Origin of the sequence: Paraliobacillus sp. X-1268, from assembly GCF_003426095.1 — a bacterium.
Classification (GTDB): domain Bacteria; phylum Bacillota; class Bacilli; order Bacillales; family Amphibacillaceae; genus Paraliobacillus_A; species Paraliobacillus_A zengyii.
In genome coordinates this window covers 649,887-666,983 of the sequence record NZ_QJSK01000001.1, presented here as the reverse complement: position 1 = coordinate 666,983, position 17,097 = coordinate 649,887, and the positions used below count along the sequence as shown (strand labels likewise).

Genomic DNA, 17,097 nt, shown 5'->3' with positions numbered 1-17,097 from the left:
TTATTATTTTTGCTCGATGTAAGCAATAATAGCTTCAGTCATTTCCTGTGTGTTTACTTTTTCTCCACTTTGAACTTGTAAATCAGCAGTATAGTATCCTTTGTCTATACACGCTTCAATTGCTTCTTCGATTAAAGCTGCTTCTTCTTCGAATGAAAAAGAGTAGCGTAACATCAAAGCAGCTGATAATAATGTTGCAATAGGGTTCGCTATCCCTAAACCGGCAATATCTGGTGCTGAACCATGTGCTGGTTCATATAAACCAACGCCATTTTCAGCTAAGCTTGCAGATGGTAGCATTCCTAAAGAACCTGTTAAGACAGAAGCTTCATCGCTTAAAATATCTCCAAACATATTCTCTGTAACAATTACATCAAATTGGCTAGGATTTGTAATTAATTTCATTGCGGCAGCATCTACTAGTAAATGATCTACTTCGACATCTGGATAGGCAGCTTTTTTTTCTTCGACAATTTCTCGCCATAGTTTACTAGATTCTAAAACATTTGCTTTATCAACTGAAGTAAGTTTCTTGTTACGTAATTGCGCGCTTTGAAACCCTTTATCGATAATTCGTTCCATTTCATAACGACTATAACTCAATGTATCGACTACCGCATTACCATTATCACGTCGTTCACTAGGAGTTCCGAAATATAAACCACCAGTTAACTCTCTAACGATTAATAAGTCACTACCGTTAATAACTTCTGCTTTTAATGGAGAAGCACTTAATAGTTTTTTGAAACCTTTTACTGGGCGTAAATTAGCGTATAAATCTAATGCTTTACGAATGCCTAGAAGGCCACGCTCAGGTCGTAAGTGGGAAGGGTTGTTATCCCATTTCGGCCCACCTACTGCACCTAATAAAACGGCATCTGCTTGTTTACAAGCTGCAATCGTTTGATCGGGAAGAGGTGTGTCATATAGATCGATAGCACTACCTCCAATTGCTTGTGAATCAAATGTAAAGCTATGACCAAATTTAGTTGCAATAACCGAGAGGACTTCTGTTGTAGCATCGATAATTTCAGGTCCAATTCCATCACCGGGAAGAAGTACAATATTTTTTTCCATCATTTATCCTCCGATTGGTTAGATATTTTCAGATGCATCTATTTTTTTAGTATTATTTTTAGTTAAGAAAATTCTGTTTATTGCATTTATAAATGCGTGAGCAGCAGCTTCTAATACATCCTGAGCAGTACCACGGCCACTCATAGAAGTCTGGTATTCTTCTACAGTCATACTTACATGTACTTCTGCTAGTGCATCTGTACCTTTACCAATTGAATTTAAGGTAAAATCAGTAAGTTGTATTTTTTCTTCAATTAATGCTTCAATCGTATTATATAAAGCTTCTACACTTCCTTGACCAGTGCGTGCTGTTTCAACTCTTTTGCCCTCTGGTGTATTTAACGCAACTGTTGCAGTGGGCAAGTTATGGGAACCGTACTGAACTTGAAAAGAAAGTAACTCATATTTTTTACGTGTACTTAAATCGGTTTGAATATCAGTTAATATAACAAATAGATCATCTTCGGTTACTTCTTTTTTTCTATCTGTTAAAAGTTTAAAAGATTTAAAAGCTTCTGTAATTTGTTCATCTGTTATAGTGAATTCGAGTTGTTCAATTTTATCTTTAAAAGCATGTTTTCCAGAGTGCTTACCTAGAACCAAGTTATTGGATTGAATACCAACCAATTCAGGAGTGATAATTTCATATGTTTGTGCATTTTTCAGTACACCATCTTGGTGAATACCAGATTCATGAGCAAATGCATTACGACCAACAACGGCTTTATTACCGGGAACAACCATTCCAGTAAGTTTACTTATTAGATCGCTCGTTCGCTTTATTTCCTTTAACGTTAAATTAGTAGTGTAAGGGTAAAAATCTTCTCGTATTTTAAAAGCAACGGCCAATTCCTCTAAAGCAACATTACCTGCCCGTTCTCCAATACCATTAATTGTACCTTCAATTTGTGTCGCACCATTCTGAACGGCTGCAATAGAGTTTGCTGCTGCCATTCCAAGGTCATCATGGCAGTGACAAGATAAATCAACTTTGTCGATATTTGGTACATTTTCTTTAATATACCGAAACATTTCTCCATATTCTTTTGGTGTCGTAAATCCTACAGTATCAGGCAAGTTAATTACGGTTGCACCGGCATCAATTACTTTCTCAATAATAGATGCTAAAAAAGGTAATTCAGTTCGAGATGCATCTTCTGCTGACCATTCGATATCATCACATTTTTCTTTCGCATAACGTACCATGTTAACTGCAATATCTGTTACTTCTTCAGCGGTCTTTTTTAACTTATATTCCATGTGAATAGGGGAGGTTGCGATAAAAACATGTATTCTTGGTTTTTTAGCATTTTTAATCGCTTCCCAGGCACGATCAATATCTGATTTAAACGCTCGTGCTAAAGCTGTAACCGTAACATTTTCGATTGTATCTGCAATTTTTTGAACGGCATCAAAATCACCTTGGGAGGAAGCAGGAAAACCTGCCTCCATAACATCAACACCCAAGCGTTCTAATTGTTTAGCAATTTCAAGTTTTTCAATTTGATTCAAATTCACACCAGGGGACTGTTCGCCGTCCCGTAGTGTGGTATCAAATATTTTAATTCGAGTCATTCTTGACCACTTCTTTCTTAGCTTTTGCTCTTTGATTTACAAAGGGCATTAACTCACGAAGTTCTTTCCCAACTTTTTCAATTTGGTGTTTATTTTCTGAAGCAGTAATAGCGTTAAACTGTGGACGGTTTGCTTGGTTCTCTAAAATCCAACCTTTAGCAAATACACCTGTTTGAATATCAGTTAATACGTCTTTCATGCGAGCTTTTGTCTCTGCATTCACAACGCGTGGTCCAGAAACATAATCTCCCCATTGCGCTGTATCAGAGATAGAGTAACGCATTCCTTCAAGTCCACCTTCATACATCAAGTCAACAATCAATTTAAGTTCATGCATACATTCAAAATAAGCAACTTCTGGTTGGTAACCAGCCTCTGTAAGAGTTTCAAATCCAGCTTTTACTAAGCTACTTACACCACCACAAAGGACAGCTTGCTCACCGAAAAGATCTGTTTCTGTTTCTTCCTGGAATGAAGTTTGTAGAATTCCAGCACGTCCCGCACCAATTCCTTTAGCGTATGCAAGAGCGGTTTCAGTTGCTTTACCAGTATAATCTTGATAAATACCATAAAGTGCAGGTACACCAGCACCTTCTTCAAAAGTACGACGAACAAGATGTCCAGGTCCTTTTGGCGCTACTAAGAATACATCTACATCTGCTGGAGGTACGACTTGATTAAAATGAACATTAAAACCATGTGCGAATACTAATGCATTACCAGCTTCTAAGTTTGCTTCAATACTTTCCTTATAAATAGTAGGTTGATTTTCATCAGGTAATAGAATCATAACAACGTCTGCTGCTTTAGTAGCTTCAGCGACTGTTTTAACTTCTACACCGTCTTCAACTGCTTTGTCCCATGATTTACCTTTGCGAAGACCAACAACAACATCAAAACCACTTTCTTTTAAGTTTAATGCATGTGCATGACCTTGAGAGCCATATCCAATAACTGCGATTTTTTTAGATTTTAGAACCTCTTCTTGAATATCGTTGTGATAAAGTACTTTTGCCATAATGAATACATCCTCTCAAATTTGTTTTATTTTTATATAGTAAATGTAAGATACATGTTACTTCTGTCTTTTAATGGAGCAATGAAAATGACGTATTTTCTTGTGCAACCTGTGGCTGTTGACCACGTTGGAATGCTGTTACGCCAGTACGAGCTAATTCTTTAATACCATAAGGTCGTAAGAGTTCAATTAACGCTTCAACCTTTTCTGGTTTACCAGTTACCTGAACAGATAATGTATCTTTACTTACATCAATAACAGTTGCACGGAAAGGTTCAATAATACCTTGTATTTCAGCACGTAGCTGGCTGTTACTAACGATTTTAATTAGTGCAAGCTCACGTGCAACAATGGCTTTATCTGTAATATCAGAAACCTTTAGCACGTCGATTTGTTTATTGAGTTGTTTTGTTACTTGTTCTAGTTTTTGATTATCTTCTACATCGACAACAAATGTTATTTTTGAAACTCCATCGACCTCAGTACGACCGACAGAAATACTTTCAATATTGAATTGTCGTTTTTGTAATAGTCCAGTAATTCGGTTTAAGACGCCACTACGATTCTGAACAGTGGCTGTTATAATTCGTTTCATGGTTTCACTCCTATCATTTCATGAATACCTTTGCCAGGTGCAATCATCGGATATACATTTTCTTGTTGTAAAACCCGACAATCAATTAGCACGGGTCCGTCATAAGCGATAAGTGCTGGTAACTTTTCTGCTAGTTCTTTTTGTGTATCTATTTTTACCCCTTTAATTTCATAAGCTTCAGCAAGCTTAACGAAATCAGGCTGGATGGCAAAAATCGATTCAGAATAACGTTTCTCATAAAATGATTCCTGCCATTGTCTAACCATTCCTAAAGCAGAATTATTAACAATGATGATTTTCACTGGCAAGCCACGTTCTTGTAAGATTGATAGTTCTTGTAGTGTCATTTGAAAACCACCGTCACCAACAATCGCTACTACTGTGTCTTTAGGGGCTGCTAATTGCGCTCCAATAGCTGCTGGAAAACCAAATCCCATTGTTCCAAGTCCACCGGAGGTAACCCAACGATTTGGTTGACTGAATTTGTAATATTGTGCTGACCACATTTGATGTTGACCAACGTCTGTTGTAACAATTGCATTGCCTTCAGTCGTTTTGTAAACTTGTTCAATTACCCATTGCCCAATCATTTCAGATTCAGGTTTGTTATACCAAAGTGGATAATCTTTCTTGTTTTCTTGAACATGATCTAACCATTCATCATAATCTGGTGATGTCTTAATCTGTGTAAGCATTTGTGTTAGTGCTAGTTTAGCATCAGCAACAATTGGAATATGCGTTGTGATGTTTTTACCAATTTCAGCAGGGTCAATGTCAATATGAGCAATGATCGCTGCTGGGGCAAAATGGTCTAGATTACCTGTTAGTCGGTCGTCAAAACGTGCGCCAATATTAATTAACAAGTCACTTTCATAAATTGCCTTATTTGCTGCATAAGTTCCGTGCATCCCAGCCATACCTAGAAATAAGGGATGTTCGCCAGGAAATGCACCTAATCCAAGTAGAGTAGAAACAACTGGAATTTGATGTTGTTCTACAAATGCTTTGATTTCTTCAGATGCTTTTGCGGTAGATATACCAGCACCAGTAAGGATAAGTGGCTTCTTGGCTACTTTTAATGCCTCACCCAATTTTTTTACTTGCATTGGGTTCGGTTTAATTGTTGGTTGATAGCCTGGTAAGTAAAAATCTGTTTCATAATGATCTTCACAAGGATTAGCTGCTAAATCTTTTGGAATATCAACTACAACAGGACCAGGACGACCAGTTGAAGCGATATGAAAAGCTTCTTTAACGATACGAGGTAAGTCCTTGATCGATCTTACTTGATAATTATACTTCGTAATAGGAGTAGTAATCCCCATAATATCAGCTTCCTGGAAAGCATCGGTACCAATGACACCTTGGTTAACTTGCCCTGTGAAAACTACCATTGGAAGTGAATCCATCATTGCATCGGCAATTCCTGTAACCAAGTTAGTCGCACCAGGACCAGAAGTAGCAATTACGACACCTGGTTTTCCTGATACACGTGCATACCCTTCGGCAGCGTGAATGGATCCTTGCTCATGTCGTGCTAGAATTTGATTAAATGATCCTTTAGCTCTATATAATGCGTCGAAAATTGGTAAGACAGCACCACCAGGATAACCAAATAATGTGTCTACACCAGCATCAATTAAAGATTCAACTAAAAGATCCGCCCCTGTTTTCGGTGTTTTGTTAGTTGCATTGACTTGTTCTTCCTGTTTCATTGTCATTTTCGCCATTTATAATCCCTCCTGCATATTTTAAAAGTGTTTTAATATAAAAGAAAAAAGACCTGTTTTCTCCAAATAAACTGCAGCTATATCAATTGCAGTATTACAAGGGAGAAAAGGTCTTTGCTTTTCACGGTACCACCCTGATTCACAACACTTTTACAAGTGCTGTCTCAATGAAGTAAGCTATAATAGCTTACTTCTTTTTTTTAACGAGTGAACTGTAATTCACCCGGCCAAATCTACTTAAGTTAACCCTGTTCAATTTAGCACTCCGAGACGATGTCAGAATAAAATGTATTTCCGGGCTTCCAGCAACCCCGGCTCTCTGTAAATACAAGAACTTATTCCTTTGTTCTCTTCATCGATTTATTTATTTCATATCATTTAGCTTATCCTTCTTCATCCATTATACCATCAGTATTGTTAGATGTGACAAGTTTTGTTTAATTAGGTCAAGTGTAACATATTCTTTCATTTTGGTTAAGTTGTACGTCTGTTCGAAATTTTTAAAAAATTCTTTCAAAAGTTAGAATAAATAATTTATTTGGTTTTCGACAATCATACAACCATTTTGAGGTGAGGTCAACAGGTTTAGTGAAAATTTTCTGATATTTATAAAAAATGTGTGTTTTATTAAATAGAATAGTTAAGTAGTAATACCGATAAATCCTTGTTATCACTAATGTTGATGCACCTTTTATCATGTTGAATTGTAGATATTGCTTGTAAGAATATCTTACGAGAGCTACTTGTTAATTGTTAGTGTATTTTATTAAAAACAGGCAATTATCCATGGTATGATATGTAGTGAAGAGGAAGGAGAATGTTCATGAAACAATTAGCTATCATTCCTTGTGGTAAAAAAAAGATCTGGGATAGTGATTCTTCTCAAGGACCTACAGTCGTGAAAGATGCATATATTGGTGTGTTGCACCGGATGTGTGAACAATATGCAGAAATGTTTTGTAATCAATGGGTAGTGCTATCAGGCAAACACGGGTTAATGCTACCTTATGAGATAATCCTTGAAGATTATAACGTGACATTTGAAAAGAAGTATTCTGAGGAAGTTATTTCGATTAAAGAATTACAAGCTCAACTAATTGATAAAAAACTAGATACGTTTGATCAAATTATTTCCTTAACCGGTAAAAAGTATCAACCTATTATTGAAGAAACGTTTGGACCTGATCAGAATATTCGTTATCCATTATTGGGTACAAAGGGAATAGGAGAGATGCAACAGCGATTAAAATATGCGGTTGAAAATAATAAAATCTTACATTAAAACTTAATGACAAAGGAAGTAGAATTCCTCTAACGAAATAAAGTATGATTTCTCTAATAAAATTAATTAGAGAATTCATACTTTTTCATTGCCTGAGGTTCATTTACTCGCTTGGAATTGAACTGGAAAAGATGATAAGCACAACAAAAAGAATAGGTATAAGAGAAAGGACAGTAGTAAAAGGGATGAATGGTGCTAGCATAGAACCAATACTTGCCCCAATTAATAGTACGAAAGAGTATAGGGCCACCGCAGTAGATTTAAATACAGCCGCATGTTTTCCTACAAGCAATACAACCATTGGGATAGTTAATGAAGTAGAGGCAATCATAAATAGGGAAGCAATTAAGATAGTAAAGACATTTAACGAAACAACAGCTGGAATAAATCCCACTACCATAATACCTAATTGAAACCGCAATACAGATTTCACACCCCACTTTTTAACGAAAAAACTAGAGAAAAACGCTGGTGAAATGCCAATTAAGCTTATGAAACGAAGGATTTGTGCAGAAAATGGGAATTTATGCGAGTCATTATATAAATGAATTTCAAATGAGCCATAAAATAACATAATAGTGAATAGTAAGAAGAAAGTAATCCGGTATACCTTTTTCAATGTATGATCACGAAAACATGCTAAAATTATAGGTTGGATTTTTTTAGTATTATCTGTTTGTACAGGATTGGATTGTTTGAGTGTAAGAAATAGACCAATAAAACAACTGAAATAAAAGCAAAAGAAGGCTATAAAAACAACGTGATACGAACTCAATTCAGTAAAGAATACAGCGGTCATTTGACCGAAAACACCTGCGAATAAAAAGCCAGTATTAATCATAGCGATGATAAATGTCTGAGAAGTATCTTTAAAATGCTTAAAGCAATAAGCAAAAGTTACAGGAGCAAAGCTTGCTGCCAGAAATCCTTGAAAAGTTCGTAAAATAATTAAACTAGTAAATGAATTACTAAAGCTAAGCAATAAGGTAACCCCTGCCAACAATGTCATTCCGGTTAACAAGATTTTTCGTAATGAAAAGTGATCAGCCAATAGACCAAAGAAAACTAGTCCTAGCGCATAAGGGATAACAAATAATGTGCTAGGCAGAGAGGCAAAGTGTAGGGACACATTAAATTTGTCTGCCAACAATGGTTGAAGCGGGATCATGAGATAAATACTACTTGCTATAAAAATAGAACAATAGATTAAAACAATCGCAGTAAAAGTAACTTTAGTCATCGAGCATCACCTCAAAATTAAATGGACTAATGTACTATATTAATCTGAAAATAAAGTGTGCCAGTATATAAGATATTTTTTCAGATAGGATAGTGTATTTAGAAAGCGAAGTAGGTAGATAAAAAAGTCGACGGACACTTAAGCAAAATAAATGTTCGACGACTTTTTCGGTGAATCTGGTTTCTTTTTCAATTATTATCTAAATTAATTATCCTGTATGCACGTCACCTTTTGGATAACGAATGTGTGTATTGTGGGGTCTTGCTAATAAAAATGCAAATGTTAATGGTCCTAAACGACCAATGAACATAAGTAAAATGAGTAGTTCTCGACCGATATCTGTTAAAGAACCGGTTAATCCCATTGATAATCCAACTGTTCCAAAAGCTGAAACAACTTCAAATAGAATTACTAGAAAGTCTGCCTTTTCCGTAATTGTTAAGGCTAGTGTGAAAATGAAAATGACTGCAAAGCCGATACTAATAATAGCCAAAGATCTTATAATTATATCTCTTGGAATAGTACGTTTAAATATAACAGGTCCTTCTTTAGTAGTTAAAAAAGCATAAGTGGATAACAGTACGACGATAATCGTTGTAAGTTTTACCCCACTAGCAGTAGAACCACTACCTCCTCCAATAAACATTAACATAATGGTATAGAGCAAGGAACCATCCTCCATTGAACCGATATCAATCGTATTAAATCCTGCAGTACGAGGTGCAACAGCTTGAAAATAAGAAGCAAGCACTTTATCAAAATGACTGAATGTACCAATTGTTAATGGATTATTATATTCGATAGCTAAAATTACGAATAAAGAAATCAAATTAATCGCAAATGTTCCAATTAGCATTAATTTCGTATGCAGGGTTAGGGGATGCCAATGCTTATTGACTTTTAGATCTGCAATAACGGTAAATCCAATCCCACCAATGATAAATAAAATGGTAATGACAATATTCACTACAGGATTAATTGCATGTCCCATTAAGTTATCAGTCCATGTTGAGAATCCAGCATTGTTAAATGCTGAAATACTATGAAAAATACTGTGAAACAAACCATCTGACCAACCATATTTAGGTACCCAATCTAGCGCAAGAATTAAAAAGCCAGAAGCTTCTACAATAACAACAAAGCTCATTAGTAATTTAACTAAACGAACGATTCCGCCAGGTGTGTCTTGGTTAAAACTCGAAGACAAGAATAGACGTTGTTTAAACGTAATTTTCCGACCGATTACTAGTAGTGTAAACATCGCAAATGTCATTAAACCAATTCCCCCAAATTGGATCATAATCATAATGACTGTTTGGCCAAATCGAGTAAAAACAGTTGCTGTATCGACAACAATTAGCCCTGTTACTGTAGTAGCAGATGTTGCTGTGAATAAAGCATCCAACCAGTTGATAGGAGCTGTGGTTGAAATGGGAAGTTTTAATGCTAATGTGCCTAATATAATCACTACTAAAAAACTAATGGCCAATACTTGGGGTGGTGAAAATGTTAAAAGTTTTGATTTTAGATTTTTCATGTTATACCTCATTATCAATTTTAAAATGTATTGTTGTACTTACATAGAAGTATTCTATCACTTTTTTTAATAAATGAAAGACACTTTTGCTAGTCTTTATATCAATTATATTAGAGAGGGCGATAAGATCATGCCGTTCCACAAAAGCTCCTTCAAGCAAATACTATAGTAGCGTTACTATCTACTAAATGTAACGCAAGGAGGTGATTCAAAGTGGACAAAGGTACGATTATACGAACACTTACTTTACTTGTTGCTTTAACGAACCAAGTACTCGTACTGTTTGGTAAATCGCCATTACCAATATCTGACGTAGTCTTGGAACAATTCCTTTCTACTTCCTTTACCATAATCTCATCTTTGGTTGCTTGGTTTGGAAACAATTATGTAACAAAAAAAGGAAAAGAACAAAAGGAATGTTTGAAACAACATGGACTATCGAAGTAATAAAGGAGGGAAATTGCTTGATGCCAGTTCTAATTATTGATCCAGGTCACGGTGGAGATGACCCGGGAGGCGGCTCAAATGATAAGTGGGTCGAAAAAGATCTCGTATTGCAAATATCATTATATCAATCGAAGAGATACAAGGAATTAGGTATCCCAGTAGAACTAACTAGAAATACAGACCAAACACTATCTCCTACTGGAAGGGTAAGAACGGTGAAAATGAGTGGTGCGCGTTATTGTCATTCTAATCATATTAACGCAGGAGGTGGGGACGGAGCTGAGTTCATTCATTCAATTTATAGCGATGGAAGAATGGCTAAAAGCTTAGCATCTAAATTAAAAAGTACAGGGCAAAATGTACGACGTATTTTCACTAGAACGTTACCGAATAGTAAAAGTAAAGACTACTATTTTATGCACAGAGAAACGGGAGAAGTAGAAACAATCATTATTGAATACGGATTCGCTGATTCACTAAAAGATGACCGTACCCAACTCGAAAAAAACTGGGAGATGTATGCAGAAGCAGTTGTGCAAGGCTTTTGTGAATTTGCAGGCTATGATTATTTTGCCCCTGATCAGCATGAAAAAATAGCACAAGATATACCTTGGTATATTGGTAAACGGCTTGAAAGTAAGGTAGATAATCTACGCTATTATAGAGAACCTTCTTGGGAAGACAGTGCCTGTGTAAATACAATCAATAAAGGAATTGGTTTTCCGGAAATTGCAGAGAAAGTAAATGTTGGAAAAGGTGCGCAATATAAAGTAATAAATTCTAAAGGCGAAATTTATTATATTACTGCGCATGAAAAGTATGTCCATGTTGAGTAAAGGACGCTGCGGCGTTCTTTTTTATTTTTTTACTAAAAAGTAGTAAGATAGAAGCATAATGAGTTTAGGGGTGATGGAATGGAAAAGGAATATAAGCAGGTTTGGAATTTAGACACCTTGTTTACTGGTGGCAGTAATTCTGAAGAATTCGCAAATTATATAAAGGAATTAGAGAAGCGTTTAGAAATGTTGAAGAATGAAGTTGAGCAAACTCAAGGCAAAATGATTGATGGAGATACGTTAGAAAGAATAGTAGAACTAATCCGGTTATGTACGATGCAATTAGAGGAAATGTCTTCGTTTATTGGTTGTTTAACAGCAGAAAATACACAAGATAAATATGCCAAAATACTTGTAGGGAAAAGTAATAGTTATCAAGCGGTGTTTGATAAGATTTTGACGAATGTTGATAATATGCTTACTGAAATTCCAACAGAAAGATGGGTGTCTATCCTTGATAGTCCATCTATTAAACCAATTGCCTTTGTATTAGAAGAACGTAGACAAATAACAAAAGAGAAATTACCTGCTGAACAAGAAGCATTACTTGCAGATTTAGCAGTAGATGGTTATCAAGCTTGGGAAGAGATGTATGATGCAATTGTAGGTAAGATAACAATTGATTGGGAAGATAAAAATGAAGTGAAACAATTATCCGTAGGACAGGTAGAAAATAAGTTAAATGATAGTGACCGCGATGTACGCAAATCGGCATTCGATAAGCTAGAAGCGGCTTTTACTGAGGAAGCAGACCTTTTTACAGAAACATTAAACCATATGGCTGGATTTCGATTACAAACGTATGCGCATCGTGGTTGGACAGATGTATTAAAAGAACCATTAAGTTATAACCGAATGAGTCAGAAAACATTACATACAATGTGGCAAGCAATAAGTGAAAATAAATCGGTATTTTTCACCTATTTACAACGAAAAGCAGAACTATTAGGTGTGGAGAAATTAAATTGGTATGACCTGGAAGCTCCGATTACAAAAAATTCAAAAAAGATTAGTTTTGATGAAGCTGCCGAGACTATTGTTGAACAGTTTTCTAAATTTAGTCCAAAGATGGCTCAATTTGCACAAATGGCCTTTGATCAGAGTTGGATTGAAGCGGAAGATCGTTCTGGAAAGAGACCTGGAGGATTTTGTACTAGTTTCCCAGATAGCAAAGAGACTCGGATCTTTATGACATATGCCGGTAATGCCACGAATGTTGCTACGCTTGCACATGAATTAGGACATGGCTACCATCAACATATAATGGATGATTTAGATGTTCTAAATCAAAGTTATGCGATGAATGTGGCGGAAACTGCTTCTACATTTGCAGAAATGATTGTAGCAGATGCTGCTGTAAAAAATGCAAAAAATAAAGAAGAAAAAATAGGCTTATTAGAAGATAAAATTCAACGAAGTGTAGCGTTCTTTATGAATATTCATGCTCGTTTCTTATTTGAAACAAGCTTTTATGATGAAAGGAAGCAAGGTTTTGTATCGACAGAACGTTTAAATGAATTGATGGAAGCAGCCCAAAAAGAAGCCTATGGAAATCAATTGGATGTGTATGATCCAACATTCTGGGCTTCAAAATTACATTTTCATATTACAGATGTGCCATTCTATAACTTCCCATATACATTCGGTTATCTTTTCAGCATGGGTATATATGCACGAGCATTAGAAGATACTGCTACATTTGAAACGTTTTACAATGAATTATTATATGATACGGGAAGAATGCGTGTAGAAGATTTAGCGATGAAACATTTACAAGTTGATTTAAAAGATCCAACATTTTGGGAAGAAGGTATTAATCTTTGTAAGCAAGATGTAGAAGAGTTTTTACAACTAACTCAAGAGTAACTCGAGGCTTTTATATCGTGAAAGACAGCAACAAATGGGGCAGGATTTGTTTTTGATTGAAAAGCTAACACTCCCTTATCTGTATGTAAATAAAGAAAATAGAAGTGTGTGGACAATGCTCGATAAGAGATGTCTAATACACTTTCTAACGCAATATAATTTTCAGTACTTTCAATAAAGGTGTGGTGTAGGTTAACTTTATGTGTTGTTTCTTGTGTAAATTGTTGATTGTTGACAATTTTACGTTCTGTCATGAAATAGGGATGAGAGATTACTTGTGTCATCAGACCACTCCTTTCTACTAATATTGTTTAGTATGCCATCTCTGAAAGAACTTATCAAAGAATCCGAATGATAAAAAAGAAGATTGAAGTCTTTTTGCCATCTTGACGAACACGACAACAATAAAAGAACCATAACTCTTATATAGCTTACAACTGCAATAAACTGTAACGTAACAATCCTTACGTCACAATTATCATCAACTGCGACATAACGTTTTGGTCTTACTCGCTACGTCAGCAAATGCTTTCCCTTTCCACGGGCACGGCCTCAGCTAACTTAGTAAAGCAAAGAACGCTTTACTAAGTGGATCTTCGGCTCGCGCTGTTCCCGTAGGAGTGTCAAGCATTTGCTTCCTTCGCTAGTTAGTGGAACTATTTTTAAGCGTAAGACAGAATCAATCGAAACATTTTCAAGAGACTAATGATTAATGTGTTTATTTGTAGTTCATAAAATATTTAAAGACAAAACTAGCGGAGCAATTGAAATGGGTGAGACTCCAGTGGGAACAGCACGGGCTGAAGATCCACTCGGAAAGCGGTTTTTGCTTATCCGAGTTAGCTGAAGCCGTGCCCACGGAAAGCGATCCCATTTCAATTGTGGAGCGAGTAAGGAATCTATGTCACAGTTTCTCTCTACTGCGAGGTTTAATAGCATTGGAGAAGAGTCATAAGAATTAAGTGGAGGGGATATAATGAAGGCTTATATACATCAAGAAGATAAACTTTTGGTTGGTACCATTGATGAACCGGAACCAACGCAAGGACAAGTGAAGGTTAAATTAAAAGTAGCAGGATTAAATCATCGGGATTTACAAATACCCAACAGAAGAGGGACAAACAAAGAGCCACTTATTTTAGGTTCTGACGGTGCAGGTATAATTGAGGCTGTCGGGCAAGGCGTGACAAAATTTTCGGTTGGTGACGAAGTCGTTATTAATCCGGGAATTGGCTGGATAACGAATAGTGACGCACCTCCAGAAGGTTTTGGAATTGTTGGAATGCCTAATCATGGTACATTTGCGGAGAAATATGTAGTAGATGCAACATACGTAGAAAAAAAGCCGAGCTATTTAACGTGGGAAGAAGCTGGTGTATTGGTATTACCCGCCTTAACAGGTTTTCGAGCATTATTTACTAAAGGAAAATTGAAGGCAAGCGACACGATCTTCTTTCCTGGAGCTGGCAGTGGTGTAGCAACTTATATTATTCAGTTTGCAAAAGCCGTAGGAGCAAGAGTCATTGTCTCTTCACGTTCACAAGAAAAAAGAGAAAAAGCACGAGCATTAGGTGCTGATGTTGTAATAGATACGAATGAAGATTGGAAGAATGCTTTAGAAGGGGAAACGATCGATTTAGTGATAGAAAGTGTTGGAGAAGCTACGTTCAACCGTTCATTAGGTGTATTGAAAAAAGGGGGCAGAATGGTAACCTTTGGTGCTACAACAGAGGACCAAGTAACCATCGATATTCGAAAATTCTTTTATGGACAATATCAGTTGTTTGGATCAACAATGGGTAGTAGAGAAGAGTTGCATGATATGCTAGTATTTATGGAAGAAAATCTTATTCGTCCCGTAGTTGATCGTGTTTATGATCTTGATGATGCAGAAGATGCATTTACCTATCTAAGAAAAGGAAAACAATTTGGTAAAGTTGGTTTACAAATCGGTAATTAAAAAAGAAAGCACAAGTTCATCGTGTTTTGGCCCAAAAAGCTAGAGAGAAAAATGCTTTTTTGGGTCAAACACAAGAGCTTGTGTTTTATTATCCTTTCGGTTTAAAGCAGATTGCGCCAATCACGCCGAATATAATCGCAGCGGAAATACCTGAACTAGTTATTTCAAACATACCAGTAACGACACCAATTAATCCATGTTTTTCAGCTCCATCCATTGCGCCATGAACTAAGGAGTTACCAAAGCTAGTGATTGGTACAGATGCACCTGCCCCCGCAAAATCAATTAATGGTTCATACAATCCAAAACCATTTAAAACAGCTCCTGCTACCACTAAGGTAGTTAATGTATGTCCAGGTGTTAGCTTAAAAACATCAAACATAATCTGACCAATGACACAAATGATACCTCCTACTAAAAACGACCATAAAAAAACTATTTTTAAGCACCTCCATTCTCAATTGATACGGCATGTGCGATGCAAGGTATCGATTGTTTTTGTTGTACGGAAAGAGGGGAGAGTAATGCGCCGGTCGCAACAACTAATAATTTGTTTATTTTTTTAGTTTTTAATTGGTTAATAAGATGTCCAAATGTAACTACAGCAGAACAACCTGCACCGCTTCCACCAGCAAAAACTTTCTGATCATCCTTGTAAATTAACAAGCCGCAATCATTAAACGTTTTTTCGTCTAATGTAACACCTTTTTCTTTAGCGAGATCAATCGCGATTTCTCTGCCGATTTCTGCTAGATCGCCTGTTACAATCATGTCATAGTATGTTGGGTCAATACCACGTTCTTTTAAATGGGTAACAAGGGTATCAACGGCAGCCGGTGCCATAGCTCCACCCATATTAAATGGATCAGATAACCCCATATCAAAAACTTTACCAATTGTAGCACTTGTAACGCGCGGCCCTTCACCTGATCTACTAAGCAAGGCAACACCCGCGCCTGTTACAGTCCATTGAGCTGTCGGTGGTTTTTGTCCACCATATTCTGTAGGATACCTGAATTGTTTTTCAACAGCAGCATTATGACTACCAGCACCTGCCAATACATAGTTGGCTCCATTTGAATTTACTAAGTATGCACCCAAAGCCAATGCTTCCATTGATGTCGCACAAGCATTAAAAAGTCCAAGAAAAGGAATTTGCAGGGTGTTAGCAGCGAAATTTGTAGGAGTCATTTGATTGATCAAGTCGCCACCTAACAGAAATTGTACATCTTCTTTTGTAATGTTTGATTTTTTAATTGCTTGTTGACAGGCTTCTTCCATAAGTAATTGATGTGCTTGTTCGAAAGACTTCTTCTCTAACCATAAATCTGAGTGTAATAGGTCAAAATCAGTTGCCATTTTTCCTTTTGCTTCAAAAGGTCCACCAACAGTTCCAGTAGAAACAATCACAGGAGCCTGATCAAAAATCCATGTTTGCTTTCCGTTAAGCATTAGATAAGCCCCCATTGAATAAGGAGTGTTTTAATGATTGCAATAACAAAAGCAGAGAAAACACCAAAAACGATAACTGGACCTGCGAGTTTGAACATATTGGCACCAACACCCAATACGAATCCCTCGGTACGATGTTCAATAGCAGCAGAAATGACAGCATTACCAAAACCAGTGACTGGAACTGCTGTACCAGCCCCTGCATATTGAGCAATATGGTCGTAAACACCTAATCCTGTCAATAACATAGTAATGAAGATTAACGTAGCTACAGTAGGGTTTCCAACCGTTTGTTCTGTAAAATTAAAATAATACATATAAAAAAATGAAATTGCTTGTCCTATCGTACAGATAAAGCCCCCAATAAAAAAAGAAATTAAGCAATTTTTAAGAAGTGGACGTTTTATTTCTTTCTCATCTGCTAACTTTTGATATTTTTTTTGATTTGTTGTTAGTTTTGTTGTTGACATTAAAAAGTTCCT

Annotated in this window: 16 protein-coding genes; 5 read left to right on the top strand and 11 right to left on the bottom strand. The window is 36.3% G+C overall.

Going from position 1 to position 17,097, the window contains the following annotated elements:
* Positions 1-3: 3 nt before the first annotated feature.
* From leuB to ilvB, 5 genes are all read right to left on the bottom strand, one after another.
* Complete coding sequence (gene leuB / locus D2K62_RS03405; protein ID WP_112180676.1) at positions 4-1,077, bottom strand: 3-isopropylmalate dehydrogenase; 1,074 nt, start codon at positions 1,075-1,077, stop codon at positions 4-6.
* Between the two features lie 18 nt (positions 1,078-1,095).
* A complete protein-coding gene (locus tag D2K62_RS03400; protein WP_117160910.1) occupies positions 1,096-2,652 on the bottom strand; it encodes a 2-isopropylmalate synthase in 1,557 nt (518 codons plus the stop codon).
* Entirely contained in the window at positions 2,639-3,670 is a 1,032-nt protein-coding gene (gene ilvC, locus D2K62_RS03395) for a ketol-acid reductoisomerase (RefSeq protein ID WP_112180678.1), read from the bottom strand. Before ilvC ends, D2K62_RS03400 begins: the two co-directional genes overlap by 14 nt.
* Positions 3,671-3,740: 70 nt before the next feature.
* Entirely contained in the window at positions 3,741-4,265 is a 525-nt protein-coding gene (ilvN, locus tag D2K62_RS03390) for an acetolactate synthase small subunit (RefSeq protein WP_112180679.1), read from the bottom strand.
* Positions 4,262-5,995, bottom strand: a complete 1,734-nt coding sequence (ilvB, locus tag D2K62_RS03385; RefSeq protein ID WP_369974621.1) for a biosynthetic-type acetolactate synthase large subunit — start codon at positions 5,993-5,995, stop codon at positions 4,262-4,264. The genes ilvN and ilvB overlap by 4 nt, the downstream gene beginning before the upstream one ends.
* Positions 5,996-6,818: 823 nt before the next feature.
* Here ilvB and D2K62_RS03380 point away from each other — a divergent pair.
* Positions 6,819-7,277 (top strand): DUF6884 domain-containing protein, encoded by a 459-nt coding sequence (locus D2K62_RS03380; RefSeq protein WP_117160997.1) that lies wholly within the window; start codon positions 6,819-6,821, stop codon positions 7,275-7,277.
* A gap of 103 nt (positions 7,278-7,380) precedes the next feature.
* Here the strand turns inward: D2K62_RS03380 and D2K62_RS03375 are convergent, their stop codons facing one another.
* Both D2K62_RS03375 and D2K62_RS03370 read right to left on the bottom strand, forming a co-directional pair.
* Positions 7,381-8,517 carry an MFS transporter gene (locus D2K62_RS03375; protein WP_117148761.1) on the bottom strand — a complete coding sequence of 379 codons (1,137 nt, stop codon included), beginning with the start codon at positions 8,515-8,517 and terminating at the stop codon, positions 7,381-7,383.
* Between the two features lie 208 nt (positions 8,518-8,725).
* A complete protein-coding gene (locus D2K62_RS03370; RefSeq protein ID WP_112180682.1) occupies positions 8,726-10,054 on the bottom strand; it encodes a TrkH family potassium uptake protein in 1,329 nt (442 codons plus the stop codon).
* Between the two features lie 213 nt (positions 10,055-10,267).
* On the opposite strand from D2K62_RS03370, the gene D2K62_RS03365 reads away from it, so the two are divergent.
* The 3 genes from D2K62_RS03365 to D2K62_RS03355 all read left to right on the top strand — a co-directional run bounded on the left by D2K62_RS03365 (position 10,268) and on the right by D2K62_RS03355 (position 13,203).
* On the top strand, positions 10,268-10,501 hold the full coding sequence (locus D2K62_RS03365) for a phage holin (RefSeq protein WP_112180683.1): 234 nt from the start codon (positions 10,268-10,270) through the stop codon (positions 10,499-10,501).
* A 20-nt stretch (positions 10,502-10,521) separates the two neighbouring features.
* Positions 10,522-11,337 carry an N-acetylmuramoyl-L-alanine amidase gene (locus D2K62_RS19335; RefSeq protein WP_269813795.1) on the top strand — a complete coding sequence of 272 codons (816 nt, stop codon included), beginning with the start codon at positions 10,522-10,524 and terminating at the stop codon, positions 11,335-11,337.
* A 78-nt stretch (positions 11,338-11,415) separates the two neighbouring features.
* Positions 11,416-13,203, top strand: coding sequence for a M3 family oligoendopeptidase (locus D2K62_RS03355; RefSeq protein ID WP_117160909.1), 1,788 nt, complete (start codon positions 11,416-11,418; stop codon positions 13,201-13,203).
* Here the strand turns inward: D2K62_RS03355 and D2K62_RS03350 are convergent.
* Positions 13,194-13,487, bottom strand: a complete 294-nt coding sequence (locus D2K62_RS03350) for a hypothetical protein (protein WP_112180685.1) — start codon at positions 13,485-13,487, stop codon at positions 13,194-13,196. The two genes, D2K62_RS03355 and D2K62_RS03350, sit on opposite strands and share 10 nt — an antisense overlap.
* Before the next feature lie 692 nt (positions 13,488-14,179).
* Between D2K62_RS03350 and D2K62_RS03345 the strand changes: the two genes are divergently transcribed.
* Entirely contained in the window at positions 14,180-15,163 is a 984-nt protein-coding gene (locus tag D2K62_RS03345; RefSeq protein ID WP_117148763.1) for a zinc-binding dehydrogenase, read from the top strand.
* An 88-nt stretch (positions 15,164-15,251) separates the two neighbouring features.
* On the opposite strand, the gene spoVAE is transcribed toward D2K62_RS03345, so the two are convergent.
* From spoVAE to spoVAC, 3 genes are read right to left on the bottom strand one after another with little or no spacing between them, the layout of a single operon-like run.
* Positions 15,252-15,545 (bottom strand): stage V sporulation protein AE, encoded by a 294-nt coding sequence (spoVAE, locus tag D2K62_RS03340; RefSeq protein WP_369974620.1) that lies wholly within the window; start codon positions 15,543-15,545, stop codon positions 15,252-15,254.
* 59 nt (positions 15,546-15,604) lie between these two features.
* Positions 15,605-16,615, bottom strand: coding sequence for a stage V sporulation protein AD (gene spoVAD, locus D2K62_RS03335; RefSeq protein WP_112180688.1), 1,011 nt, complete (start codon positions 16,613-16,615; stop codon positions 15,605-15,607).
* On the bottom strand, positions 16,615-17,085 hold the full coding sequence (gene spoVAC / locus D2K62_RS03330) for a stage V sporulation protein AC (protein WP_112180689.1): 471 nt from the start codon (positions 17,083-17,085) through the stop codon (positions 16,615-16,617). The genes spoVAD and spoVAC overlap by 1 nt, the downstream gene beginning before the upstream one ends.
* Positions 17,086-17,097 lie beyond the last annotated feature (12 nt).